This is a genomic window from Proteocatella sp. QWL-06, assembly GCF_058684135.1.
The window spans coordinates 1,263,979-1,289,867 of the sequence record NZ_CM178755.1 but is presented as its reverse complement, the minus strand read 5'-3'; the positions used below and the strand labels follow the sequence as shown (position 1 = coordinate 1,289,867).

24 protein-coding genes, 1 tRNA gene and 1 other annotated feature are annotated in these 25,889 nt (G+C 37.0%); all 25 genes read left to right on the top strand.

What is annotated here, in order from left to right:
- The first annotated feature begins 48 nt into the window (after positions 1-48).
- Positions 49-238, top strand: a binding site (T-box leader).
- A gap of 46 nt (positions 239-284) precedes the next feature.
- The 25 genes from alaS to AC4PGZ_RS05955 all read left to right on the top strand — a co-directional run bounded on the left by alaS (position 285) and on the right by AC4PGZ_RS05955 (position 25,884).
- Complete coding sequence (gene alaS, locus AC4PGZ_RS06075) at positions 285-2,921, top strand: alanine--tRNA ligase (protein ID WP_492160161.1); 2,637 nt, start codon at positions 285-287, stop codon at positions 2,919-2,921.
- A gap of 11 nt (positions 2,922-2,932) precedes the next feature.
- Positions 2,933-3,193: an IreB family regulatory phosphoprotein gene (locus tag AC4PGZ_RS06070; protein WP_492160160.1), complete on the top strand. Its 261-nt coding sequence runs from the start codon at positions 2,933-2,935 to the stop codon at positions 3,191-3,193.
- A complete protein-coding gene (locus AC4PGZ_RS06065) occupies positions 3,193-4,143 on the top strand; it encodes an aldo/keto reductase (protein ID WP_492160159.1) in 951 nt (316 codons plus the stop codon). Before AC4PGZ_RS06070 ends, AC4PGZ_RS06065 begins: the two co-directional genes overlap by 1 nt.
- Before the next feature lie 22 nt (positions 4,144-4,165).
- Positions 4,166-4,579, top strand: coding sequence for a Holliday junction resolvase RuvX (gene ruvX, locus AC4PGZ_RS06060; RefSeq protein ID WP_492160250.1), 414 nt, complete (start codon positions 4,166-4,168; stop codon positions 4,577-4,579).
- 1 nt (position 4,580) lies between these two features.
- Positions 4,581-4,838 (top strand): DUF1292 domain-containing protein, encoded by a 258-nt coding sequence (locus AC4PGZ_RS06055; RefSeq protein ID WP_492160158.1) that lies wholly within the window; start codon positions 4,581-4,583, stop codon positions 4,836-4,838.
- 57 nt (positions 4,839-4,895) lie between these two features.
- Positions 4,896-5,339 carry a Fur family transcriptional regulator gene (locus tag AC4PGZ_RS06050; protein WP_492160157.1) on the top strand — a complete coding sequence of 148 codons (444 nt, stop codon included), beginning with the start codon at positions 4,896-4,898 and terminating at the stop codon, positions 5,337-5,339.
- Positions 5,340-5,416: 77 nt separating this feature from the next.
- Positions 5,417-7,084 carry a ribonuclease J gene (locus AC4PGZ_RS06045; protein ID WP_492160156.1) on the top strand — a complete coding sequence of 556 codons (1,668 nt, stop codon included), beginning with the start codon at positions 5,417-5,419 and terminating at the stop codon, positions 7,082-7,084.
- A 13-nt stretch (positions 7,085-7,097) separates the two neighbouring features.
- A complete protein-coding gene (locus AC4PGZ_RS06040) occupies positions 7,098-7,718 on the top strand; it encodes a site-2 protease family protein (protein ID WP_492160155.1) in 621 nt (206 codons plus the stop codon).
- A gap of 10 nt (positions 7,719-7,728) precedes the next feature.
- Entirely contained in the window at positions 7,729-8,424 is a 696-nt protein-coding gene (locus tag AC4PGZ_RS06035) for a segregation and condensation protein A (protein WP_492160154.1), read from the top strand.
- On the top strand, positions 8,421-8,996 hold the full coding sequence (gene scpB, locus AC4PGZ_RS06030) for an SMC-Scp complex subunit ScpB (RefSeq protein WP_492160153.1): 576 nt from the start codon (positions 8,421-8,423) through the stop codon (positions 8,994-8,996). Before AC4PGZ_RS06035 ends, scpB begins: the two co-directional genes overlap by 4 nt.
- Positions 8,986-9,474, top strand: a complete 489-nt coding sequence (locus AC4PGZ_RS06025; RefSeq protein ID WP_492160152.1) for a tetratricopeptide repeat protein — start codon at positions 8,986-8,988, stop codon at positions 9,472-9,474. Before scpB ends, AC4PGZ_RS06025 begins: the two co-directional genes overlap by 11 nt.
- A gap of 18 nt (positions 9,475-9,492) precedes the next feature.
- The gene (locus AC4PGZ_RS06020; RefSeq protein WP_492160151.1) at positions 9,493-11,334 is read left to right on the top strand and encodes a TIGR03960 family B12-binding radical SAM protein; all 1,842 of its coding nucleotides are present in this window, start codon (positions 9,493-9,495) and stop codon (positions 11,332-11,334) included.
- Positions 11,334-11,993 (top strand): TIGR03936 family radical SAM-associated protein, encoded by a 660-nt coding sequence (locus AC4PGZ_RS06015; RefSeq protein ID WP_492160249.1) that lies wholly within the window; start codon positions 11,334-11,336, stop codon positions 11,991-11,993. The genes AC4PGZ_RS06020 and AC4PGZ_RS06015 overlap by 1 nt, the downstream gene beginning before the upstream one ends.
- Positions 11,994-12,005: 12 nt before the next feature.
- On the top strand, positions 12,006-13,328 hold the full coding sequence (locus AC4PGZ_RS06010; protein WP_492160150.1) for a ribonuclease E/G: 1,323 nt from the start codon (positions 12,006-12,008) through the stop codon (positions 13,326-13,328).
- 16 nt (positions 13,329-13,344) lie between these two features.
- Positions 13,345-14,358 (top strand): aspartate--ammonia ligase, encoded by a 1,014-nt coding sequence (gene asnA / locus AC4PGZ_RS06005; RefSeq protein WP_492160149.1) that lies wholly within the window; start codon positions 13,345-13,347, stop codon positions 14,356-14,358.
- A 16-nt stretch (positions 14,359-14,374) separates the two neighbouring features.
- Positions 14,375-14,632 carry an HPr family phosphocarrier protein gene (locus AC4PGZ_RS06000; RefSeq protein ID WP_492160148.1) on the top strand — a complete coding sequence of 86 codons (258 nt, stop codon included), beginning with the start codon at positions 14,375-14,377 and terminating at the stop codon, positions 14,630-14,632.
- A gap of 86 nt (positions 14,633-14,718) precedes the next feature.
- The gene (locus AC4PGZ_RS05995; RefSeq protein WP_492160147.1) at positions 14,719-15,525 is read left to right on the top strand and encodes a nitroreductase family protein; all 807 of its coding nucleotides are present in this window, start codon (positions 14,719-14,721) and stop codon (positions 15,523-15,525) included.
- 42 nt (positions 15,526-15,567) lie between these two features.
- Positions 15,568-17,745 (top strand): ATP-dependent helicase, encoded by a 2,178-nt coding sequence (locus AC4PGZ_RS05990; RefSeq protein WP_492160146.1) that lies wholly within the window; start codon positions 15,568-15,570, stop codon positions 17,743-17,745.
- Between the two features lie 18 nt (positions 17,746-17,763).
- Positions 17,764-19,038, top strand: coding sequence for a M18 family aminopeptidase (locus tag AC4PGZ_RS05985; RefSeq protein WP_492160145.1), 1,275 nt, complete (start codon positions 17,764-17,766; stop codon positions 19,036-19,038).
- 108 nt (positions 19,039-19,146) lie between these two features.
- Entirely contained in the window at positions 19,147-20,430 is a 1,284-nt protein-coding gene (locus AC4PGZ_RS05980) for a methionine gamma-lyase family protein (protein ID WP_492160144.1), read from the top strand.
- Between the two features lie 29 nt (positions 20,431-20,459).
- Positions 20,460-22,373 (top strand): glutamine synthetase, encoded by a 1,914-nt coding sequence (locus AC4PGZ_RS05975; protein ID WP_492160143.1) that lies wholly within the window; start codon positions 20,460-20,462, stop codon positions 22,371-22,373.
- A 61-nt stretch (positions 22,374-22,434) separates the two neighbouring features.
- Positions 22,435-22,520, top strand: a tRNA-Leu gene (locus AC4PGZ_RS05970).
- A 244-nt stretch (positions 22,521-22,764) separates the two neighbouring features.
- A complete protein-coding gene (locus AC4PGZ_RS05965) occupies positions 22,765-23,592 on the top strand; it encodes an exodeoxyribonuclease III (protein ID WP_492160142.1) in 828 nt (275 codons plus the stop codon).
- A gap of 233 nt (positions 23,593-23,825) precedes the next feature.
- Positions 23,826-24,713 (top strand): GGDEF domain-containing protein, encoded by an 888-nt coding sequence (locus tag AC4PGZ_RS05960; RefSeq protein WP_492160141.1) that lies wholly within the window; start codon positions 23,826-23,828, stop codon positions 24,711-24,713.
- A gap of 739 nt (positions 24,714-25,452) precedes the next feature.
- Entirely contained in the window at positions 25,453-25,884 is a 432-nt protein-coding gene (locus AC4PGZ_RS05955) for a GIY-YIG nuclease family protein (RefSeq protein WP_492160140.1), read from the top strand.
- The last annotated feature ends 5 nt before the right edge of the window (positions 25,885-25,889 follow it).

The following is a 25,889-nucleotide window of genomic DNA, read 5'->3' as shown; positions in this document are numbered from 1 at the left end:
GAAAAATCATTGAAAATGTTATAATATATATTAAAGAAAATATATAGAAGACATACTATGAAAAGGACTAGTAATTTTACAGGCTGATTCCAGAAAAGAGATGGTTGATGAGAATCTCTACAGCAGTATTATGAAGCTACCTTGGAGTTCATTTGTGAAAACAATGCGTTGATTACGTTATAATCGTGAGATGTTCTATTGAACAAATAAGGTGGTACCGCGTAAATTCGCCCTTATGAGATTAATCTCATAAGGGCTTTTTAACATACATTCAGGAGGTAAATATGAAAGTAAATGAAATCAGATCGGCATTTCTTGAATTTTTCAGAGAAAAAGGACATTATGTTCAGGAAAGCTTCCCGCTAGTTCCTATAAATGACAAGAGTCTGCTGCTTATAAATGCGGGAATGGCGCCATTAAAAAATTATTTCATAGGAACAGAAACTCCGCCAAGCAAAAGAATGGTGAGCTGCCAGAAGTGCATCAGAACGGGTGACATAGAGAATGTAGGAATAACTGCAAGGCACGCGACCTTCTTTGAGATGCTCGGAAATTTTTCGTTTGGTGATTACTTTAAAAATGAGGCAACTCAATGGGCGTGGGAATTTGTTACAGAATACCTCAAGCTGGATAAGGATCTGCTTTGGGTTACAGTATACGAAGAAGATGATGAAGCTCTTGAAATATGGGCACAGAATGTAAAAGTTCCAAGAGAAAGAATCGTTAAGCTTGGAAAAGCGGATAACTTCTGGGAGATTGGAACCGGAACTGGTCCATGTGGTCCATGCTCAGAAATATATATAGACAGAGGCGAAAAATATGGCTGTGGTTCTGATACATGCAAGCCTGGATGCGACTGTGACAGATTCCTCGAGTTCTGGAATCTTGTGTTCACTCAGTTTGACAAGGATGAAGAAGGAAACTACAACAGGCTAAAGAACCCAAATATCGATACAGGTATGGGACTCGAGAGAATTGCCTGCATAATGCAGGGGGTAGACAGTATTTTTGATATTGATACCATGAAGAACATTAGAGATCAGGTCTGCAGAATATCAAAAAAAGAATATAATTCAAGCAATCAAACTGACATCTCAATCAGAATAATTACAGATCACGTAAGGGCGGTCACTTTCATGTTATGTGACGGGGTGCTTCCATCAAATGAAGGAAGAGGATATATTCTTAGAAGGCTATTGAGAAGGGCGGCAAGACACGGAAAGCTGCTTGGAATAAATGGAGAGTTTCTCTGCGAGCTTTGTGATGTTGTAATCGCAGAATTTGGCGATGCTTATCCGCAGCTTGTTGAAAAGAAAGAATATATAAAGAAGATAATCCTTATCGAAGAACAGAAGTTCATTGAGACAATTGATCAGGGACTAAGCATACTGGAAAATCTGATAAATGAGCTTGACAATAAAAACTCCGATACGCTTTCAGGTGAAGAAGCCTTCAAGCTGTATGATACATTCGGATTCCCTATTGAGATGACAGAAGAGATTCTTCAGGAAAACGCAAAGAAGGTAGACAGAGAAGAATTCGAAAGACTGATGGATGAGCAGAGGGAAAAAGCTAGAACAGCAAGGCTCAGCCAGGACAATGAAGGCTGGAAAAAAGACAGCCTTGAAATTCCAGCTGACATCTCTACAGAGTTCATAGGATATGAATACACTGAAGCAGATGTAAGAGTACTCTATGTAAGCAATGAAACAGATGGTTCAGAGGTACTGAATCCAGGCGAAAAAGGGATAGTAATATTTGACAGGACGCCTTTTTATGCTGAAGGTGGAGGACAGGTAGGAGACAAGGGAACTGTATATTCTAAAAGTGTAAATGCAGCAGTCATAGATACTCAGAAAGCATCTGGCCAGATTATAATACACAAAGTATCTGTAAACAGTGGAAAGCTGCAGACTGGAGATAATGTCAGAGCACAGATTGAATCAGGCAAGAGAAAAAGTATCCAGGCTAATCACAGCGCTACTCACCTTCTACACAGAGCGCTTAAGATGGTACTGGGAGAGCATGTCGCGCAGGCAGGATCTTATGTAAATGACAGCAGGCTGAGATTTGACTTTACTCATTTTGAAGCTCTTACAGATAAAGAACTTGAGGAAGTAACCGAAATAGTTAATAACGCCATAATAAGTTCGTATCCAGTCAAAAAAGAGTATATGTCAATTGAGGATGCAAAAAAAGCTGGCGCTACCGCACAGTTTGACGAGAAATACGGAAACGAGGTCAGGGTTGTGAGCATGGGAGACTTCTCCATGGAACTTTGTGGAGGAACTCATGTAAATAATACTTCAGAAATAATGGGATTCAAAATACTCTCTGAAAACGGTGTCGCTTCTGGTACCAGAAGGATTGAAGCTGTGACGGGAAAGGGAGTAATGGATTATCTTAAAGAAAAAGAATTGAAATTAAACTCCATCACTGATATACTTAAGTGTAAGGAGATAGCAGTAATTTCGAGACTTGAGCAACTTGTGGAAGAAAACAGAAGCTGCAAAAAGGAAATTGAAAAACTGAAGAAAGAGATTGCTTTATCTCAGATATCGGATTTAATAAACGTGGCAGAGGATGTCAAAGGAATAAAGCTCATAAGAAAATCGTTCGAGGGCATGACTTCCGAAGACCTCAGAAATACCGCTGAGCTTCTGATCGACAGGAATGACAGTCTTGTAGTCCTGTTTGCAGGCGAATCAGACGGCAAGATAAATTATGTATGTGCTGCAGGAAAAACTGCACAGTCTCGTGGAGCACATGCAGGAAAAATAGTTAAGGAAGTTGCAGCAATCGCTGGCGGAGGCGGAGGCGGCAAGCCGGGATTTGCACAGGCCGGGGGTAAAGATCTCGATAAACTTCAAGATTCTATCGATGCAGTCTTAGACATTGCAGGTGGATTTATTGCCGACTAGGAGGGGTTTTAATGGAAAATAACAATATGGATTTCACGATGAAATTTGAGGCGCAGAAAGAAAATGAGTTTTCAGAGAGAGAAGTAGTTGAAAAAGTATATAAGGCACTTACTGAAAAAGGATATAATCCTGTTAATCAGCTAGTAGGATATTTTCTTTCCGGAGATCCAAGCTATATAACAAGTCATAACAATGCCAGAAGCATTATAAGAAAATTTGAAAGAGATGAGCTCCTCGAAGAAATAATAAGAGCTTACGTTGAAGGAAAATAATGATATACAATTTTTTAGGCAGTACAGGAATCAAGGTTTCAAAGCTCTGCTATGGGTCTCTTACACTGGGACCCATGCAGGCTGATCTTTCTGTATCTGAAGGGAGCGAACTCATATGCAGTGCATATGATCTTGGCGTCAATTTTATTGATACGGCGCAGAGCTATGGGACTTACAGATATATAAGAGAATCTCTGAAAAGAATAGACAGGTCTAAATTTGTCATATTTACAAAGACTTATGCATATACCAGAGCTCAGGCAGAAGAGGCTCTCAAAGAGGCTCTTGCCGAAACTGGAACAGATTATATAGATGGTTTCATGCTTCATGAACAAGAAAGCGAACATACACTGAGAGGTCATTTTGAAGCGTCGGAGTATTTCCTTGAGATGAAGGAGAAAGGCTACATAAGAGCCTTTGGGATTTCTACTCACAATGTTGCCGGGGTAAAGGGCGCTGTGAAATCAGGATATGTGGATGTAATACATCCTCTGTTCAATAAAGCTTCACTTGGGATTGGAGATGGAGACAGTAATCTTATGTATGAAGCCATAATTGATGCTAAGAGCAGGGGAATAGGCGTATATTCAATGAAGCCGCTTGGTGGAGGAAACCTGATAGACTCATACGAAGAGGCAATGAAATATGTAATTGAAAAAGAATATATAGATTCTGTTGCAGTAGGTATGCAGTCAAAAGAAGAAATATTTGCAAATGTACAGATGTTTGAAAGGGGTTATATTGACAGTTCCCTTAAGCAAAAACTGAAAAGTGTAAACAGAAAGCTTATAATAAGCGACTGGTGCATAGGGTGCGGCAAGTGTGCACAAAGATGCCAGTACAAGGCGATATCCCTTATCGAAGGGAAAGCTGTAGTAGACCATGAGAAGTGCATACTTTGCACTTACTGCGCAAAGGAATGCGCGGATTTCTGTATAAAAGTAATTTAGGACGGGTGATAAATTGAAAATAATGGCACTTGATGTTGGAAACAAGAGAATTGGAGTAGCTCTAAGTGACGAACTTCAGATTCTTGCACAGCCTCTATATACAATTCACAGAAAAGGGATTGAAAGAGATATTGAAGAAATCGTTAAAATAATCAACAATAATAATGTTGAAGAAGTAATAGTAGGACTTCCAAAAAACATGGATGGAACTACAGGATTTCAGGGAGAAAAAACGATCAAATTTGCAGAAGTACTGAGGCAGAGCACAGACAGGCCTTTAATTATGTGGGACGAACGAATGACAACTATTTCAGCACGCAGGATAATGATAGAGAATGATGTAAAGCAGAAAGATAAGAAGAATCTTGTAGATACAATTGCGGCAGTAGTTATACTGGAGACATATCTAAGCAGAAAGAACATGGAAAGAGGATAAAATGGAAAATTTTGATGAAATAATAACGCTTCTTGATGAAGAAGGAAACGAGATAGAGTTTGAACTTGTAATGAGCATCGAGGCTAATGATAACAATTATGCGATACTTGCTCCGGTTGAAGAAAATGATGATGAAGATGAGGCATATATCTTCCGAATTGAAGAAGATGAAGATGGCGAGATGGTATTAGAAGCTATTGATGATGATGAAGAGTATGAAATGGTCGTAGCAGTTTATGAAACACTCATAGAAGAGTAATTCCGATAAAAATCTGATTGAATTTCTTTGCAGTGAAAAAGAGACAGTTGGTGCAAAATGGATAATGAATTGAAAGCTTTGCTTGAAGGCATGAAGATACATGGATATAAGCTGACTCCACAGAGGCGAGAAATACTCAAGGTTCTGATTTCTTCAAGTGGAAAGCATCTGACTTGCGATGAAATATACGAAAAAGTCAAAAAAAGCTGTCCGGAGATAGGAATAGCTACTGTTTACAGAACATTGCAGATACTGGAAAGTACAAAGAAAATTAACAGACTTAACCTTGATGACGGCTACGTGAGATTTGAGCTTAATGTAAATGAAGAAACTCACAATCACCATCATCTGATCTGCAAATTATGTGGTAATGTATCAGAAGTTCGGATAGATCTTCTTGAAGATCTTGAAAGCAACATTGAAAAGAACTATGATTTCAGGATTATGGATCATGATCTGAAATTTTTTGGCATATGCAGTAAATGTAAGAATTTAGAATAAACGTAAAAGTAATATGTCACTAATTACCGATTATAGTTTAGGTGATTAGTGACTTTTTAGAATACAGGAGGAAATGAATGGCAAAGAAAACAGCAAAGCTTAAAGTAATACCTTTGGGCGGAATGCAGGAAATAGGAAAAAATATGACTGCGTTAGAGTATAAAAACGAGATACTCATAATAGACGGAGGGATGGGATTCCCAGAAGATGAGATGCTTGGTATAGACATAGTCATACCTGACATAACTTATCTTACAAAAAATGCGGCAATCATAAAAGGTTTGGTAGTAACTCATGGACACGAGGACCATATAGGTGGAATACCATATCTTCTGAAAAAGTTGAATGTACCGATATATGGCTCGAAATTGGCTATGGGGCTTATAGCTAACAAGCTTAAGGAACACAGGATAACCAATGCAGAGCTGAACGAAATCGAGATTGGTTCAAATGTTAAAATCGGGAATTTTGGGGTAGATTTCATAAGGGTAAATCATAGTATACCAGATGCATGTGCCCTTGCTATCCACACTGGCGCGGGAATTATATTCCACTCTGGGGACTTTAAGATTGATTACACCCCAATCGATGGACATGTTATGGACTTTCAAAAACTGGCTGAGCTCGGCAAAACCGGCGTTACGCTGATGATGTGTGAGAGTACGAATGTTGAGAGAGAAGGATATACTGTCTCTGAAAAAGTGGTGGGGAAAACTTTCGACAGCCTTTTTGCAGACATTAAGAAAAACAGGATACTTGTTGCCACCTTCTCATCAAATGTGCACAGAGTACAGCAGATTGTTGACTCTGCAGCTAAATATAACAGAAAAGTAGTAATATCAGGAAGATCTATGCTAAATACTATTGGCATAGCACAGTCTCTTGGATATATTAACATCCCAAATGGGACGCTTATAGATATTAATGAAATGAACAGATATGGAGACCATGAGCTTGTGATACTGACAACTGGGTCTCAGGGCGAGCCTATGGCTGCGCTTTCAAGAATAGCTGCAAAAGAGCATAAGAAAATTGTCATAAAAAAGGGTGACGTAGTAATAATGTCATCTCACCCGATTCCAGGTAATGAAAAGGGAGTTTCAAAAGTCATCAACCAGCTTTTTGAAAACGGCGCTGAAGTAATATACGAAAGCCTTTCGGAAATCCATGTTTCAGGCCATGCCTGCAGAGAAGAGCTTAAGCTGGTTCACAGGCTCATAAAACCTAAATACTTCATGCCAGTCCATGGTGAATACAGACATCTCAAGCAGCATGCAAGGCTTGCGATGGAGCTCGGTATGCCTGAAGAAGACATATTCATGATGTCAAACGGACAGGTTCTTGAGGTAGACAAAAAATCCTGCAATATTTCCGGGAGAGTTCCTTCAGGAAACATACTTGTTGATGGACTTGGCGTAGGAGATGTAGGAAACATAGTGCTAAGAGACAGAAAACATCTTTCAGAGGATGGACTCATAGTTGTTGTAGTTTCAATGTCAGGAGAAGATGGAGCTGTTGTTTCGGGACCGGATATAATTTCAAGAGGATTCGTATATGTGAGAGAAGCTGAAGATCTCATAGATGAATGCAAAGTAATAGTTAAGAAGTGCTTAATAAGATGTGAAGACAAGAATATAAGAGAATGGTCATATATAAAGAATATGATCAGAGAAGATCTCAAAAAATATCTTTTTGAGAAAACGAAAAGAAATCCTATGATTCTTCCTATAATAATGGAAGTTTAAAAGAGGAGAAGCGATGTTTGAAAACTATATTTATGATTTTCTTGTAATACTGCCTGGAATTATTACGGCAATTTCATTTCATGAATTTGCCCATGCAGCAGTAGCAAATGCTATGGGCGACCCAACGGCCAGAAACAGCGGTAGAATGAGCATAAACCCCATGAGCCATATTGATCCGATAGGGTTTCTTATGCTCATGATAGCAAGATTCGGGTGGGCAAAGCCGGTTCCGGTAAATGAGAATAATTTCAGAAACAGAAAACTTGGAAATTTTCTTGTTTCAATAGCAGGAATAAGCATGAATATATTGATTGCAATAGTGACCTTTATATTCCTGCATTATACAGAGGATATTTTTACAAGTGAGGCATATTATAATGTAATGTACAGCGTTGTGGGCATAAATATATCATTTGCTGCCTTCAACCTTCTTCCTGTGCCTCCTCTTGATGGTTCAAAATTGCTGCTTTCAGTTATACCAGCTAAATACAGATATGCTGTATACAAATACGAGAATTATGGGACTCTTGTTCTTATCCTTCTTATAATAACTGGGACTCTTGGGGTTGTACTGAACCCGATAGTGAATATTATAATAACTTTCATAAATTCAGTCATAAACATTATTCTTTAGAGGTGCTCCTATGAAAATATCTTTACAGAATATCGATTTTACAGGACCGCTGGATTTGCTTCTGGAGCTGATTAAAAAAAACAGATATGAAATCAAGGATATATTTATCATCGACATCATAAATCAGTATCTGGAAGTCGTAGAAACAATGACCTCTTCTCAGCTTGATATGGCTTCGGAGTTTATTGTCATGGCTGCCTCGCTCATGGAAATCAAATCCAGGTATCTCATTTTTCTTAACGATGATGATGCAGAAGATCCGGGAAGAGAACTGATAGATATACTTGAGACATATAAATACTACAAGGATAGAGCTGATATAATGAAGGATATGTATGAAAACACTCCATGTTTCTATACAAACAAGGGATATGAGATATTTACTGAAAAATATCTTGATCTCTCAAGGTATACAGTAAAAGACGTATACAGATCATATACAGGTATAAACAGACAGCTTCAGGAATCAAGGCCACAGATAATCAGCTTTAAGAAAATCTCTGTTGATGACAAGATCAGAGAGATTCAGGAAATACTGGAGAAGCACGCAAACATCTATTTTGAGAAAATACTCAATACTAATGAAAAAGATGAAGTTGTTGCATCTTTTCTGGGAGTGCTTGAGCTTGCAAAAGATCAGAAAGTTGATATACACCAGAAAAGAGTTTTCGAGGAGATATTGATAGAAAGGCTGTATTCTTTATGACAACGGAAAAAATTAGCAGTATAATAGAATCTGTGCTTTTTGTGTCATCAGAATCGATGAATATTAAAGATATAAAAAGCATATTTGCAGAATCCGGTGAAGCAGAGATAGGAATTTCTGATATTATAAATGCTGTAAGCCATCTAAAATCAAAGTATTCAAGAGAGGATTCAGGGCTTTCACTTATTTCTGCTGACGGGTGCTACAGGATAGTAGCAAGGGCAGATAATAATGAATATGTAGAAAAAATACTCATAAAGACAAAAAAGAAATCTCTATCTCAGGCGGCTCTTGAAGTATTAAGCATTATTGCCTACAGACAGCCGGTAACAAAAGTTGAGATAGATGAAATACGTGGAGTAAAATCTGACAGTGCCATATCCAATCTGTATGATAATGGACTCATATATGAAAGCGGCAGGCTGGACAAGATAGGCAAGCCAATATTATACAGCACGACAGAAAAATTTTTAGTTGAATTTGGCATAACAAGCTTAAGTGAGCTTCCGGAAAACACTGATGAAGACTCACGACCAACTCAGATCAATATAGGAGAAGAATATGGGAAATGACGTAAGCTACAGCTATATTATAATTGCAATTTATATTTTCAGTGCATATCTGCTGGTAAAGGCAGTACGTGGTGCATTTTTTACGAAACTTGAAACTTTTGAAGACTATCAGAAAAGATCAGCTCATTACGTTTCTTATTTCAAGGCAAGGCAGAAGGCTATTGATGTTATGCAGATGGCTATAAAAAACCTTGATTTGAATTCTGAGGAGAAGACATCAGCGCTTTTTCAGATCGGAGTACAATATCATTTCAAAAAAGATTACAATAAGGCCGTTGAATATTTTGATCAGGTATGGGATTATATCAGAAAGTCAAAGGTTCCTTATGAGAAAATGCTGGCATGCATAATCGTATCAAATTATAATATTGGAAAAAAAGAAAAGGCCAGAGAGATTTATCATGCTCTTCGTATCAAGGAGCGTTATGATCCGAGATTTGAACAGCTGTCGTATCTTGAAAGCACAATTTTTAAATAAAGAGCCATTGGAGGAAAAATGAAAGAAATATACAGTTTTCTGGGTGAAGTAGAAAAGCCTGGCAGATACATCGGAAACGAACTTAATATTATCAGAAAACAGCCTGATGAAAATATGATCAGGTATGGTTTTGTTTTCCCTGATGTATATGAGATAGGAATGAGTCACCTGGGGCTTCATATACTACATGGAGCACTGAATGAGCTTGAAAACGTATGGTGTGAGAGAGCTTTTGCAGTCGGAGCGGACATGGAAGAAAAAATGAGAGAAAAATCAATTCCTGTTTTTACGCTTGAAAGCAAGACTCCGCTTAAGGACCTTGACTTTGTGGGATTTACTCTTCAGTATGAAATGTCATATACAAACATACTGAATATAATGGATTTGTCGGGTATACCTTTATTCTTTAAAGAAAGAGGAGAAGAAGATCCTATCATAATGTTCGGCGGGCCATGCGCATACAATGTTGAGCCTATTGCAGATTTTGCCGATATAGTAATGATCGGTGAGGGAGAGGAATCGCTTCCGGAAGTCATGAACATATATTCAAAATACAAGGGTAAGAGCTATCCTGGTATGAAAAATGAATTCCTTCTGGAAGTCGCAATAAATGTAAAAGGGGCATATGTACCTTCACTTTACAGAGCTGAATATGACAAAGCTGGAAAATTCAGCTCAATAGCGCCTACCCATGAAGGTGTTCCGGAAAAAATTCAGAAACGAATAATAAGAAAAATGGACGAAGTATATTTTCCTGAAAAAATCCTTGTTCCAAATATTGATGTAGTGCATTCCAGGATTATGCTTGAGCTTTTCCGTGGATGTACAAGAGGATGCAGATTCTGTCAGGCGGGAATAGTATACAGGCCTATAAGGGAGAGAAGCAAGGAAAAGCTGCTCGAAATCGCAGAAAAGCTTATCAGAGCTACGGGATATGAAGAGGTTTCACTGACATCCCTAAGCAGCAGCGACTACAGCAAAATCGAAGAGCTTCTTGATGAACTTGATGAAAAATATACATGCGAAAATCTCAGCTTGTCTCTTCCGTCGCTCAGACTTGATAATTTCTCTATTGAGATGGCAGAAAAAGTTCAAAAAGGAAGGCGCTCTGGGCTGACATTTGCGCCAGAAGCCGGAACTCAGAGGCTGAGAGACGTTATAAACAAGGGAGTAACAAAGGAAGACCTTATAAGGACATCAAAAAAAGCATTTGAGAGCGGATGGTCAAATCTGAAGCTTTATTTCATGACAGGCCTGCCTACAGAAACATATGAAGACCTCGATGGGATAGTGGATCTTGCATATTCAGTCTTAAATGCAAACAGAGAAGTTAACGATGGAAAGCTTTCTCCGCGATTCAACGTTACTGTGAGCACTTCAGTATTTGTACCAAAGCCGAATACTCCTTTCCAGTGGTTCTCTCAGGATTCACAGGAGAACATGAAAGAAAAGCAGCAGTATCTTAAGGCAAAGCTTAGACATAAGAACATTTCCTATGACTATCATGATTATGACCTCAGTTTTCTTGAGGCAGTTATAGCAAGAGGTGACAGAAGACTTTCAGCGGCAATTCACAGTGCTTTCAGAAAAGGATGTAAGTTTGACAGCTGGGGTGAGCATTTCAGATATGATCTTTGGATGGAAGCTTTTGAAGAAAACGGTATAGATCCTTTTGAAATTGCAAATGGAGAATGGAAAATAGATCAGCCACTGCCTTGGGATCATATTGATACTGGAGTATCAAAGGCGTTTCTCGTAAGAGAGTGGAATGAGGCGCTTGAAGAAAATACTACAGGAGACTGCAGAGAAAATTGCCTTGGATGTTCAATCAATACAGATATAGGAAAGGGACTGTGCTAATGATTTTAAGATGCAGATTTACAAAATTAGGGGATATTGCCTATATATCACATCTGGACCTGCTGAAGATATTCATAAGAGCTCTTAGAAGATCCATGATAGAAGTAAATTACAGCGAAGGATTTCACCCTCATCCGAAAATCAGCTTTTCATCAGCGCTGAGTCTGGGAATTGAAAGCTATGCAGAGTTTATAGATATCGACATAAAAAACAGCGAAGATAGCATAAATTTCTTACAGAGAATGAACGAATCACTTCCTGAGGGCATTGACATAATTGAATGCAAGGAGACGGAAAAAGCAGAGCCGCTGACAAAGACTATGAGCCACAGCCTTTATGAGATTTATTTCGATTCAGATAATGACGGGATTTCTGATGCAATAGCACAGGTAATGAAAAGCGAAGAGCTTATGCTGAAAAAAAGAAACAAGAAAAAGCAGATAAAAGATGTCAATGTCAGAGAAAAAATCCATTCAATTGAATATGACCCTGAAAAAAATATCATAAAAACGATACTGACTAATTCATCCGAAGGAGCTTTGAAGCCCACAGACATGTTAAAGGCGATAAATGAGAATTTTGGAAAAGAATTCAATCCATACAGAATAGTAAAAATCGCATCAATTATGATTGCTGATGATATTATAAATATAATATAGACAGGAACCGAAATGAAATTACTGATTGAAGATACTTTGTCTTTTACCAAATATGCAATTATAGACAACAAAGAGCTCATATATATCGATATTATCGAAAAGAATGATGACGCAAGGCTTGATGATGTTTTTATCGGAGAAGTAGTTCAGATAGTAAGTGGACTTGACGCTGCATTTGTCAATATAGGCATTAATACCGGCTTTATGCCAATGAAAAACAGCAAGGCAAAGGTCGGAGATAGAATTGCTGTACAGGTCATAAAAGAAGGCAATGAATCAAAAAAGCCAAAGTTGACGCAGGACATCTCTTTGAGAGGAAATTATGCAGTTCTGCTTCCAAATGAAAAAAACTTAAAGATTCCACGTAATATAAATCCTGAGAAAGAATCTGTCGCAGAAAGAATAAAGAACGCTCATGAAGGTACAGGCCTAATTCTAAGGACAAAAGCATTTGAATCAGATTATGAAGACATTAATTCGGATATATGTTGTCTTAAAGAAAAATATTCACTGTTCATATCGAAAAATGAGATAGGAAGCAGGATATCTCAAAATGACATGGACAGCAAGATTGATGAGCTCTTGAATAAATTTATGATCAGTGATATATTAACAAATGATAAAAATTATTATATAATAAATAGAAAAAAGATGCTGACCAGAAATATGAGATTTGAATGCATCGAAAACTACTGCTTTAATCATAATGGTGTTAACGTAGAAAATCTCATAAAACGGAAATTTGAATTTGCCGATTTCAGCATTCATATTGAGAAAACTGAAGCAATGACTGTGATAGACATTGATTCAGGATATATCGACAACAGCAGGCTAAAAGAAAGCCATTTCTTTGAAATAAACAGAAAAGCTGTTTTTAAATCACTTGAGCTCATAAATCTTCTTGATATAGGTGGAATAATCATAATAGACCTTATTAACATGCCGCAAAGCTTAAGGGTGCAACTTGATGAATATGTGTCTGACATCATGAAAAACCAGAAAAAACAGATGAGGCATTCAAAGATAACAAAAAACAGCCTCTTAGAGATAATATGCCAGAAATCGAGCATGAGCCTTATAGAGAAGCTTACCTGCAGCTGCGAAAGATGCAATGGAACTGGTCGTGCATACAGCGATGCTTTATTGCTTGATGAATTTGAAATCGCATTGAGAAGCAAAATAAATAATACAGGAAAGAAAGAATATGCAGTTTCTGTTCCATATGACAGATACGAGAGGCTTTTGGGACATCTTGTAAGGCTTGAGAAATATTTTGAGTGCGAATTTCATTATGAAAAGGAATATGAAGCAATTCATGAAATAAAAATCAAATAATCTAAGGAGAACAAAAATGGGAGTTGAAAAATTGATAATACCAGAAGGCTATGAAAGCAAACTGGACATTATGGAAACCGAAATAGCGATAAAGACCCTGAAGGATAAATTCGAAAAAGAGCTGGCGAAGAAGCTGAATCTCACAAGGGTATCAGCTCCTCTCTTTGTTAAGAAATCAACTGGCCTTAATGATGACCTTAATGGGATTGAAAGACCTGTAGGATTTGACATGCTTGAAACAGGACATGATGTTGAAATTGTTCAGTCTCTTGCAAAATGGAAGAGAATGGCACTTTCGAAATATGGATTCAAGCCAGGAACTGGTTTGTATACAGACATGAACGCTATAAGACGTGATGAGGAACTTGACAATATTCACTCTATCTATGTTGACCAGTGGGACTGGGAGAAGGTAATAAATGAAGATGATAGAAATCTGGATACATTAAAGTCGATTGTCCATGATATTTATGAGGTATTCAAAATTACAGCTCACCAGATGAATTATGAATTCCCCCAGATAAAGACAGAACTTCCTGACGAGATTTATTTCATAACATCACAGGAGCTCCTGGAGATGTATCCGAATAAGACGGCAAAAGAAAGAGAATATGAAATCGCAAAAGAGCATAAAGCGGTTTTCATAATGCAGATAGGATGCATGCTTTCGAATGGCGAAATGCATGATGGAAGAGCTGCAGACTATGACGACTGGAATCTGAATGGAGACATCATATTCTATTATCCTGTGCTCGACATAGCACTTGAGCTTTCATCTATGGGTATAAGAGTTGATTCAGAAGCACTTATTGAGCAATGTAAAATAAGGAATCAGGAAAATAAACTTGAATTTGAGTTTCAAAAGAGTATAATTGAAGGTACAGTGCCTTTCACTATAGGTGGTGGAATAGGACAATCCAGGATCTGCATGTTTTTCCTTCAAAAGGCGCATATAGGTGAAGTGCAGGCTTCGGTATGGGACGAGGAAATGATAATCAGATGTGAAGAAAATGGAATAAAATTACTGTAAAGGTCAAGGGGCAAACATGTACAGAATAGAAACAAAAATTGTAAATGAGATTGGACTTCATGCAAGATCAGTATCTGAATTTGTAAAAATTGCTGCAAATTATAAATCTACTGTTTTTCTTGAATATATGGGTAGACCAATAAATGCAAAAAGTGTTGTGGGGCTTCTTGCGGCTGCAATACCTAAGGAAAGTGAAATTGCTATTTATGCAATGGGACCTGATGAAGATAAGGTAGTAAATGAACTTGTAAAATTCATCGAGAATGATTTTTAGGCTTTTATCAGATTTATAAGTCGGATTTACGGGATGACGGTTAAGATGTATCAAAATTATATAATAATATTCAGGGAGGAATAATTATGAATTACGAAAAAATAATGACAGAAATCAAATCCGTAAGAGAATTCAAAAAGCAGGCTGTAGATTCAAATCTTTTATCTTTAATTATAAAAGAGGCAGAGAAGGCTGGAAGCATAAATGACAGTGAAATAAGTCTTTCTATTGTAGAAGACGGTGAAAAATTCTTCAATGACTATGACGGCAAAATAGGATATTTTGGAAAGCTCATCAAGGCACCAAAGTATATACTTCTTTTTGGGAAAAATGATGAGAATACAAAGCTTAAATGCGGATACATGGCAGAGTGGATGAGATTCAGACTTTATGATAATGAACTCTCAAGTTGCTGGATAAGTGCGACGGAAGGCGTTAATTACAGCGATATATTCAGCATAAGCCCTGAAAAGACTCTTGTCGCATGTATAGGCCTCGGATATGAGTATGGCGGAGTGTTCAAGAAGAATACAGATAAGAAAGCTGAAAGAAAAGGCCCGGTAGAATTCGTATATGACAGCACATTTGGAAACGTTATAACATGGGAAAAATTATCTCAGATGGGACTTGAGGAAGTTTTCTATCTTGCAAAATTTGCACCTTCATGGGGTAATAAGCAGCCTTGGAGCTTTGTAGTCACTGAAAAAGATGTGTACCTTCTTATGGAAAAGTCTTCTGGAAGCGACCTTGATCTGGAAGCGGGAATAATTTCATTCTATTTCATGAAAGCAGGAGAAGCAAAAGGAATCAGCGTGAACATGATGGCATGCAATGAAGCCGGTCAGATTAAGGCACCTGAAAATCAGGAAATAAAACTTAAATTCTATTTTTAAATCACAGGGACTAAAGGTCCCTTTTTCTATACAGGAGGCATGATGGATTTAAACTTATTAAACGAAGAACAGCGTAAAGCTGTAGAAACGCTTAATGGCCCTTTACAGATTCTTGCGGGTGCAGGTTCGGGAAAAACCAGAGTTATCACATACAGGATTGCCAATCTCATTGATAATGGCATATTTCCAGGCGAGATACTCGCACTTACATTCACGAACAAAGCTGCTAAGGAAATGAAGACCCGACTTGAAGAAATATTGAGCGGCAATGTAAATAACATGTGGATTGGAACTTTCCACTCGATGTGCCTGAGAATACTCAGAAGGGACATAGAGAAGATTGGCTACAGCAGCAATTTTGTTATTTACGACAGCTATGATCAGGCCACCCTTATAAAAGAATGCATGAAGGAAGCGAATGTTATTTCAGACACTATGAAGCCCTCGTACTTTTCATCAGTTATTTCAAATGCAAAGGATGAGCTTATAACTCCTGACAAGTACGAAGAAAAGTATGCCGTTGATTTAAAAACAAGGTTTGCATCCAAGATCTATGGCCTTTACCAGAAAAAACTCAAAAAAAACAATGCGGTTGATTTTGATGACATAATAGTACTTACGATTAAGCTTTTAAAGGAGAACAAGGAAGTTCTGGATTACTATCAGAACAAGTTCAGGCATATCCTTGTAGACGAGTATCAGGATTCAAACCATGCTCAGTATATATTGATAAATCTTCTGGCTCAGAAACACAGAAACCTCTGTGTCGTAGGAGACGATGACCAGTCAATATATGGCTGGAGGGGCGCAGACATAAGAAATATACTGGAATTTGAAAAGGATTACAGTGATGCTCAGATAATAAAGCTTGAAAGAAACTACAGATCTACTGAGACTATACTTGATGCTGCAAACGCAGTAATTGCAAAAAATACTGGACGTAAGAACAAAAAACTTTGGACCGACAAAAGCAGTGATGTGAAGATAGAGATAAAGAAAAATTACAGCGATAAAGATGAAGCTGTTTATGTCACACAGGAAATTAACAGGCTCAGTGCGCTGAATAAGTATAATTTCAGCGATATTGCAATTCTTTACAGGACTAACGTACAGTCAAGACTCATAGAAGAAAACCTGCTTAAGAAGAATCTTCCTTATAACATATATGGTGGATTGAAATTCTACGACAGAAAAGAAATAAAAGACATACTCGCTTATCTTAAACTGATTAGCAATCCATCTGACAATATAGCTCTTAAAAGAATAATAAATGTACCAAAGAGAGGCATCGGGGCAAGGACTGTCGAAAAATTCGAAGACAAGGCAGGAATTACTGGAGAGTCAATATACAGTGCGATGATAGACCTTGAAAATGTCGAGTTTTCTTCAAAACTGAAAAACACAGTACGTAATTTTGTAATTCTTATAAGCTCTTTCAGAAGCATGACCGAAGTCATAAACATATCAGATCTTATAAAAAAAGTAATTGAAAATACAAACTATCTCTCAGAGCTTGAAAATGAGGGAGACATAGAATATCAGACTCGATTTGAGAACATTCAGGAGCTCATAGCTGTGGCGCAGGAGTATGAGAACAACAATCCAGAAAAGAAGCTCGAAGATTTTCTTACAGAAATATCCCTGAGTACCGATATTGATTCCATGGACGACGACGAAAACACGGTCACTCTGATGACCATACACAGTGCAAAAGGGCTCGAATTCCCAGTCGTATTCATGGTAGGTATGGAGGAAGGCGTGTTTCCGATAAGCAGATCCCTCATAAATGAGACACAGCTTGAGGAAGAAAGAAGGCTATGCTATGTGGGAATGACGAGAGCTGAAGAGCTGCTTTATCTTACCTATGCGACAGAGCGGACTATATTTGGAAAAACAACAAATCAGAGAGCCTCAAGATTTCTTGAAGACATACCGCAGAAACTGCTTAATGGAAAACTTGAAATGCCTAAAAACAGAGAGTTTGAAGGATATTCTCTTTATAATAAATATAAGGAAAAATACAGACTTGAAAAAGCTGAAACACTAAAGCCCACAGAAGAACCTTCTGAGGAATTTGATATTGCAGCAAAGGTAAAACATCCTGTTTTTGGCAATGGTAAAATAGTAGCTAAAAATAACGGAATATATACAATAGTTTTTGAAGGAGCAGGATTAAAAAAAATTGATGCAAATTTTGCAAAGCTTAAAAAAATTGATTGACGACAAAGGAGCTTGGATATGAAAAGTGAAATCAGAGATTTGTTTAAATTTCTTGACAATGCAAAATCTATATACCATGTTGCAGACTATGCAAGAAAATATCTAATTGAGAATTCTTTTGAAGAAATAGATGTAGGTAAAAAACTGAGTCTGAAGATTGGTGGAAAATACTTCTTTTGCAAAAAAGGTTCGATATTTGCCTTCAGAATAGATTCTCTTGATGATGGCTTCAAAATAATTGGATCTCATACGGATTCGCCTTCGATATCTATAAAGAGCAATGCAGTGATTAAACAGGATGACTATATAAAGCTTAACACCGAGATATACGGCGGACCAATCCTTAGCACATGGTTTGACAGGCCATTGTCTATGGCAGGCTGTGTGCACCTGAAAAGTGAAGATCCAATGGAGCCGGAAATGAGGCTGGTAGATTTTGAAGAGGACATATGCATCATACCAAATCTTGCAATCCACATGAACCGTGAAGTAAATAATGGATTTAAAATTGACAGGCAGGCGCATATGATTCCGGTATTTGGGATAAAAGGAGGAGAAATCGACAGAGACATTCTTCTCAATGAGATTTCAAGGCATCTTCAGATCGAAAAAGACAGCATACTGTCATATGACCTTAACCTCTACGACACTCAAAAGGCAGGTTTTGTAGGAATAGACAAAGAAATGATTTCATCAAAGAAAATAGATAACATAGCCATGCTCCATGCATCTTTAAGAGCGCTTGTAGAAAGCCGTGAAGGCAGAGGAATAAAACTCGTGGCTGGATTTGACGGCGAAGAAATCGGAAGCTCTGCTCAAAATGGTGCGGATTCAGATATACTGAGCAATATAGCAGAAAGAATACTTCTTTCATTCGGAAGAGGAAGAGAAGATTTTCTGCAGGCAATAGAAAAATCATTCATGATATCAGCAGACATGGCACATGCTGTTCATCCGAATTTCAGCGACAAGAGCGACCCGACCAATAAACCGAAGATGAACAGTGGACTGACCGTAAAACAGAGTGCAAACAAAAAATACACATCAGACTCAAAAAGCACTGGAACTGTTATATCTTTATGCAAAGATCTCGGACTTGAGTATCAGATTTTTGTAAATCGTTCAGATCAGCCAGGTGGATCGACAATAGGGCCTATTTCACTGACGCATCTTCCCATAGATTCGGTAGATATAGGAAATCCTATGCTGTCAATGCACTCAATAAGAGAGCTTGCAGGAACAAAAGATCATATCGATCTTATAAAGCTGTTCAGACATTTTTATTCTTTGTAATGTTCGACTTAAGTCGAAATATAAATAGAATGCTAAATTTTTAAAAAATATATTTAATTCTTGCAGGATGTGTAGTATAATGTTTTAAGGTAAATTTACGGAGGAGTAATGCAGAACGTTTTAGAGGATTTATTACAAAATAGTTTTGGTATAAGAAGTGATGTCATAAGAGAGACCAGAAAAATTGAAAAAGAATTGCAGCCGCTGTTTCTGGATATTGATACAGTTAGAGAATACAACAGCCTTAAAGTCCTGGATGCGATGAGAAGAGCAAGATTAAGCGATACTCATTTTGCCTGGAATACTGGATATGGATACAATGATTCCGGAAGAGAAAAAACGGAAGAGATCTTTTCCAATATATTCAAATCCGAGGATTCGATAGTAAGGCCGACAATCGTCAACGGAACGCATGCACTGACGCTTTGCCTTCAGGGCATACTGAAGAGCGGGTTTGAGCTTATTTCGATTTCTTCAAAGCCTTATGACACCCTCGATAAAGTAATAGGGATATCAGATTCCTATCATTCACTCATAAGCCAGGGAGTAGTTTATACACAGATAGATCTTCTTGAGAACGGAGATTTTGATTATATCGAAATAGAAAAAGCAGTTAAGAGCTCAAATTCAAGAAAAATGGTCTATATTCAGAGATCAAAGGGATACAGCAGAAGAAAATCAATCCTTATAGATGATATCGAAAAGGTGGTTAAATTTGTTAAAAACATCGATTCTGAAATCATAGTAATGGTTGACAACTGTTATGGTGAATTTATCGAAACAAGAGAGCCGATTGAAGCGGGTGCAGATATAATGGCAGGATCTCTGATTAAAAATCCAGGGGGTGGCCTTGCAATTGCCGGTGGATATATATGCGGAAAGAAGGAGCTTGTCGATATAGTTGCAGACAGAATGACTTCTCCAGGTATAGGAAAAGAGTGCGGGCTTACTTTTGGAACAACCAGGACCTTGCTTCAGGGATTGTTTCTTGCGCCAATGATAGTATCAAATTCAAAAAAAGGTGCAGTGTTCTGTGCAAAGCTGTTTGAAAATTATGGATATGACACTTTCCCAAAATTTTCTGATCAGAGAAGTGATATTATTCAATCTGTTGGACTAAACAGCAAAGAAGAAATAATCAGCTTCTGCAGAGGAATACAGAAAGCCGCGCCAGTAGATTCGTTTGTCACGCCAGAACCTTGGGCTATGCCTGGCTACGATTCTGAGGTAATAATGGCAGCTGGTGCTTTCATTCAGGGATCATCAATTGAACTGAGTGCAGATGCACCTATCAAGGAGCCGTTTACAGTATATTTTCAAGGAGGCCTGACATATGAGCATTCAAAAATTGGTGCTCAGATTGCGCTTAGTGAGATTTTAAAACATTGTTAGTTGCTGATAAAGTTCGGAAAGGGTTATTTATGAATTTGGAAAAAGTGAATTTAAGTGAGCTTGTTTTTAAGATTGAAAAAAAAGGACGTACAGTTGAAACTGTTACTGAATTATTGAAAAATCATCCGGAAATCCAATTTGTATCCTATGTTGGAGTTGATTTTGGTGGAAATGGCACTGATGAAAGAATTCCTGTAAGCCTGTTCCTGGAAGATATGGACAAACAGCTCAAGCTTGGAGTTCAGACTGACGGTTCAAGTGTTGTCCTTCATGGCATTGCGACGCTTGACAACGCAAAGGTAATAATACTTCCTGACAGGGATGTAGACTGGTATGTTGACTATAATTACAACAATATGCACTTTAACGGAAAATTTGTCGGAACTCTTATAATACCATCGTTTCTTATACATGACAATAAGATGGTGTGTTCGCGCTCTCTTTTAAAGAAATCAGCTGACAGATTTAAGCGGGAAGCTATAAGATATGTTGACTCAAAACCTGGATTCAAGGAAGAAGTTGGAATAACAGCAGATGAAAAAATCGAAGAAATAGTGCTGACATCTGCAACTGAACTTGAGTTCTGGGTAAAAACTCCCGAAGATAAAGCTGATGAAGAAAAACTTTCAGTTTCTCAGATGCTTAAGGAGCAATACTGGAAAAGAACGGATGGAAGCGTAAGAAGCGCACTTGAAAAAACTCTTGAAATTATGGAGCACTACGGATTTGAGCCTGAAATGGGGCACAAAGAAGTGGGAGGCATAAAATCCAAAATAAATGTGACTGGAAAACTAAATCATGTAATGGAACAATTGGAGATTGACTGGAAATACAGTACCGAAATGCATGCAGCAGACATTGAAGTAATAGTAAGGCATCTCATTAAAGATATTTTTCACAAATACGAACTTGAAGTGACTTTCAGAGCAAAGCCTATCGAAGGAGTTGCTGGGAGCGGAAAACACACTCATATAGGAGTAGCGGCAAAGCTCGACTCAGGAAGAAGAGTAAACCTGTTCACTCATGCCGATCACAAAAATAACTATGCTAGCAGCTTTGCAATTTCTACGCTCATGGGAATATTGAAAAATTATGAAGTGATCAATCCGTTTGTTGCAAACAGCATAGATTCGCTAAACAGACTAAAGCCTCACTTTGAAGCGCCTATATGTATTGTGTCGTCGCTTGGGAAATCAGTCAAAACCCCTTCCAGAAACAGATCAATACTCATAGGACTCATTAAGGATATTGAATCTCCTCTGGCAACGAGATTTGAGCTGAGAGCTCCAAATCCTCACTCAAATGTATATCTCATCCTTGCCGCATGCTACCAGGCAATGCTGGACGGACTGGTGAATGCGGGAATGAAAATGACTCTTGAAGAGCTTGTTGAGGAGTTTTCAAAGGATTATGGTGCAGATGGGATATATCTTGAAAAATACAGACAGTACAGAAGTGAGGAAAATGTTTTTGATTACTACTCTCAGGAAGAAAGAAATGAGAGATTCGGAGTTCCGCCAGGAACTGTATATGACAACATAAAATCTCTTGAACTTTATCCTGAAAAGCTTCAGGTATTAAAAGAGGATGATATATTTACGGATGCAATCCTGAACTCATACAGGATGTTTGTAGAGGAAAAATGGCTTAATCAACTGAATTATAGAATCATTGAAGATAACATGGAGGTAGTAAGAGACTGCATGAAGGTTCACAATGAAACCGAGATATCAGATCTTGATATAGTGAACTGGACAAAGGTAAACTCACTCAGATGGGAATTGATGAAGGACAGCGTGGATAATACATCTGTTTTCACTATGATAAAAGAGGCCATTGACAATAAAGACTTTGAGAGGATTTCAGAACTTCAGCTCGAAATGAACGATAAAGTTTCTGAACTTAAGAGCATCTACAGCAAATACAAGAAAAATCTGTTCTAAAGCTTGATTTTTATTAAACGTTGTGTTAGAATATCAAAGTATTATCAAGATATTCCAGCACGCCGATGTGGCGGAATGGCAGACGCAGCGGACTCAAAATCCGCCGCCCTCAAAAGCGTGTGGGTTCGAGTCCCACCATCGGCACCATAAATCAACTTAATATTGATACAATCCTAAAGCCCTTGATTTCAGGTGCTTTTTTGTATGCACCCAAATGTACCCAGGGGGATTTCCATAGCATTATTTTTAAATCAAAGACATTATAAAAACTAAGTGATATAATAATTCTATAAAATAAATCAAGAAAGGTGGATTTTCATGAAAATAAACAAAGAGATATATGTAAGAAAATATGTAAAATATGATTTAAGAATTAAAAAGGAGGAACGATTTGAGATTTATTTCATGGAATATTGATTCATTAAATGCAGCATTAACAAGTGATTCCATTAGGGCGGTTCTTACAAGGAAAGTGATTGATGAAATTATTGAGAATGATCCAGATGTAATTGCTTTGCAAGAAACTAAATTAACAACCACAGGTCCAAGTAAGAAGCATATGGAACATTTGGCGGAATATTTTAAAGGATACAGGTATGTATGGAGAAGTTCTAAGGAACCTGCTAGAAAAAGCTATGCGGGTACTATGTTTTTATATAAAGATAAGTACTCTCCAGAGGTTTTTTATCCTGAGATCCAGGCTCCAGATACCATGGATTTAGAAGGAAGAATTATCACTTTAGATTTTGGAGAATTTTATCTTACTCAGGTGTATACTCCTAACGCAGGAGATGGTCTAAAAAGACTCGAAGAAAGGCAAGCCTGGGATGAAAAGTATAGCGAATATCTTCATAGTTTGGATAAAGAGAAACCAGTTTTAGCAACAGGAGATTATAATGTAGCCCATAAAGAGATAGATTTGGCAAATCCACAAAATAATCATATGTCCGCAGGTTTTACAGATGAAGAGCGTAAAGGCTTTACAAATATATTAAACAAAGGATTTACAGACACGTTCAGACATATTAATGGTGATGTTACAGGTGCCTTTACCTGGTGGGCACAAAGGGTGAAAACAAGTAAAATAAATAACTCGGGCTGGAGGATTGATTACTGGTTAGTTAGTGACAGGTTAGTTGACAAAGTTATTAAATCTGAGATGGTAGATTCTGGTGAAAGACAAGACCATGCACCAATTCTATTGGAAATTAATTTATAGTTAAAAAAACATATTTTTATTAAATCTATTTATACAACAAAAATGCATTGAATCGTGGGCTTTTTTGTTGTGCATAAATAAAAAATTGTAGAATTTGAAAAAATCAATACATATTGAAACTTAAGTGATATAATTTATTCACAAGCAGATTGGTTAATGAATCATTAGAATAGTTTCGTTTAAATTATTATTTCATTTGGGGTTTAGCTTCATATAACAAGGGGGTATGTTTTGTGATATATATAAAGCCGATGAAAATGGTTAAGAATATTTTATGTGCATTTGGATTAGTTATTGGCGCAATATTCCCGGTATTCGCAGGTTTTTTTGTTAAATGGATACCTGAAAGAAAATTAGCATTTTGTATTTGTTGCCTTTTAGCGGGTTATATTGTAGGGCTTTTTAGCTTTTACATAGTAAAAACTATTTTATTAAAAATAGACAGTTATTATAAAATCGCCCTTTTAGGTAAATTAGGGGTAGAGGATATTATTAATGCAGAAAAAGACGATGATTTAATATTAAACATGAAAAGTGATTTTAAAGAACTGATTAACAAATATGTAACACTTATGGAAAGTGAAAGTAATAACCTTTTGCGGCTCTCAATTACTGATTGTTTAACTTCCACCTATAACCACAAATATATGTATGAATATTTCGAAAAAAAGGTTTTAGAAAGAATTAGTTTAATGACTATATTATTTTGTGATATTGACCACTTTAAGAGAATAAATGATACTTATGGACATATTACAGGTGATTTAGTTTTGCAGGAAGTTTCAAAAATTATTCGTGAATCTACTAATGAAAATGAAGGTATTTTTAGATATGGGGGAGAAGAATTCGTAATTCTATTGGAGAATTGTTCTGGTGAAGAGGGTTTTGATATCGCTGAAAAAATTCGATTAAAAGTTTGCAACTCGGATATAATTAAATCTTATTGTAATTTTGAAATTCTTACAATTAGTATTGGGCTTGCAGTATATCCATATGATGGAGTAAATATTGATACTCTGATACATAACGCTGACACTGCCATGTACCATGTTAAAGAAACCGGAAGAAATCGATGTGAAATTTACAACTCTGAAATAATGAATGGCAAGAAGTCTGGCTGAACCCAAGAATGATCAGAAATGATGAGAAAAGAAGATCAGCAAGAAAAGAAATTTCATAAAAAAATTAACGGAAGTGGCAAAGTGCTTGACAACTTCCGGAATCCCGAAAGATAAATCGGAAATTATTATTGTAAATAATAGAAGAGTATACAAAAGAAATCACCAAATATAACTTAACGCTTTAGCTCACGCAAATTTTTCTTGTGAAATAAATGAAGAACATTCACTTTTTATGAGAAGAAATTCCGATGTAATGTATACGGAGCCACATCATTTAATACCAATGGCTTATTCTGACAAATTTGAGTCTTCTCTGGATGTTGAGGAAAATATAGTATCACTATGCAGCAATTTCCATAATCAATTGCACTATGGCAAGGGTTTTGAATTGTTATTGGAAAATTCATATAATAAAAAGGAAAGAATACTTATTGTCAGTTAATATTGATGTATCATTAGAAGATCTAATTAGTATGTACAGATGAATATTGATACAATCCCAAAGCCCTTGATTTCAGGGGCTTTTTTGTGTTTGAGAAATAAAAATGCATGGATTTTCGAAGCCAGATAGTCAGAAAATGCACCTATCGTTATATCTTATGCACCCAAATGCACCCAGGGGGATTTCCATAGCATTATTTTTAAATCAAAGACATTATAAAAATTAAGTGATATAATTTAGCTATAAATAAATTAACAGTTGCGAAAATATACTGAAGAATATCGATTGTGAGGCTTGATGATGAATATAATTGATAAATTGATATGCTATCTCGAAGAAGAAAGAATTCTTCCAATTTCAAAAGAAACATGGGAAAGTTTCATAATAGACCATTGTTGCCCAGACAATGAACAAAGTAGAAAATTGCAGTGCGATTTTATTAAAGAGCAAGTAAAGCAAAAATCTGGAATATATATCTACATGAAAGATGATAAATGCCTTTATGTTGGAAAGGCTAAATTCCTATTTAGCAGGATAAAGAGCCATTACATTGAATCTTTTTCGCCGGTATCTGGGGACACCCCGGACATGAGATGGCACAGATTTTTTTTAAAGCATCAAGGGGAAGTGGAAATATACTGGAAAGAATTTCAAAGTGAAGATGAAAGAGTTATTATCGAAAGGATCTTAACTAAGTTATTGAGACCTGTTTTTCTTACATTTAAATAAAAAAA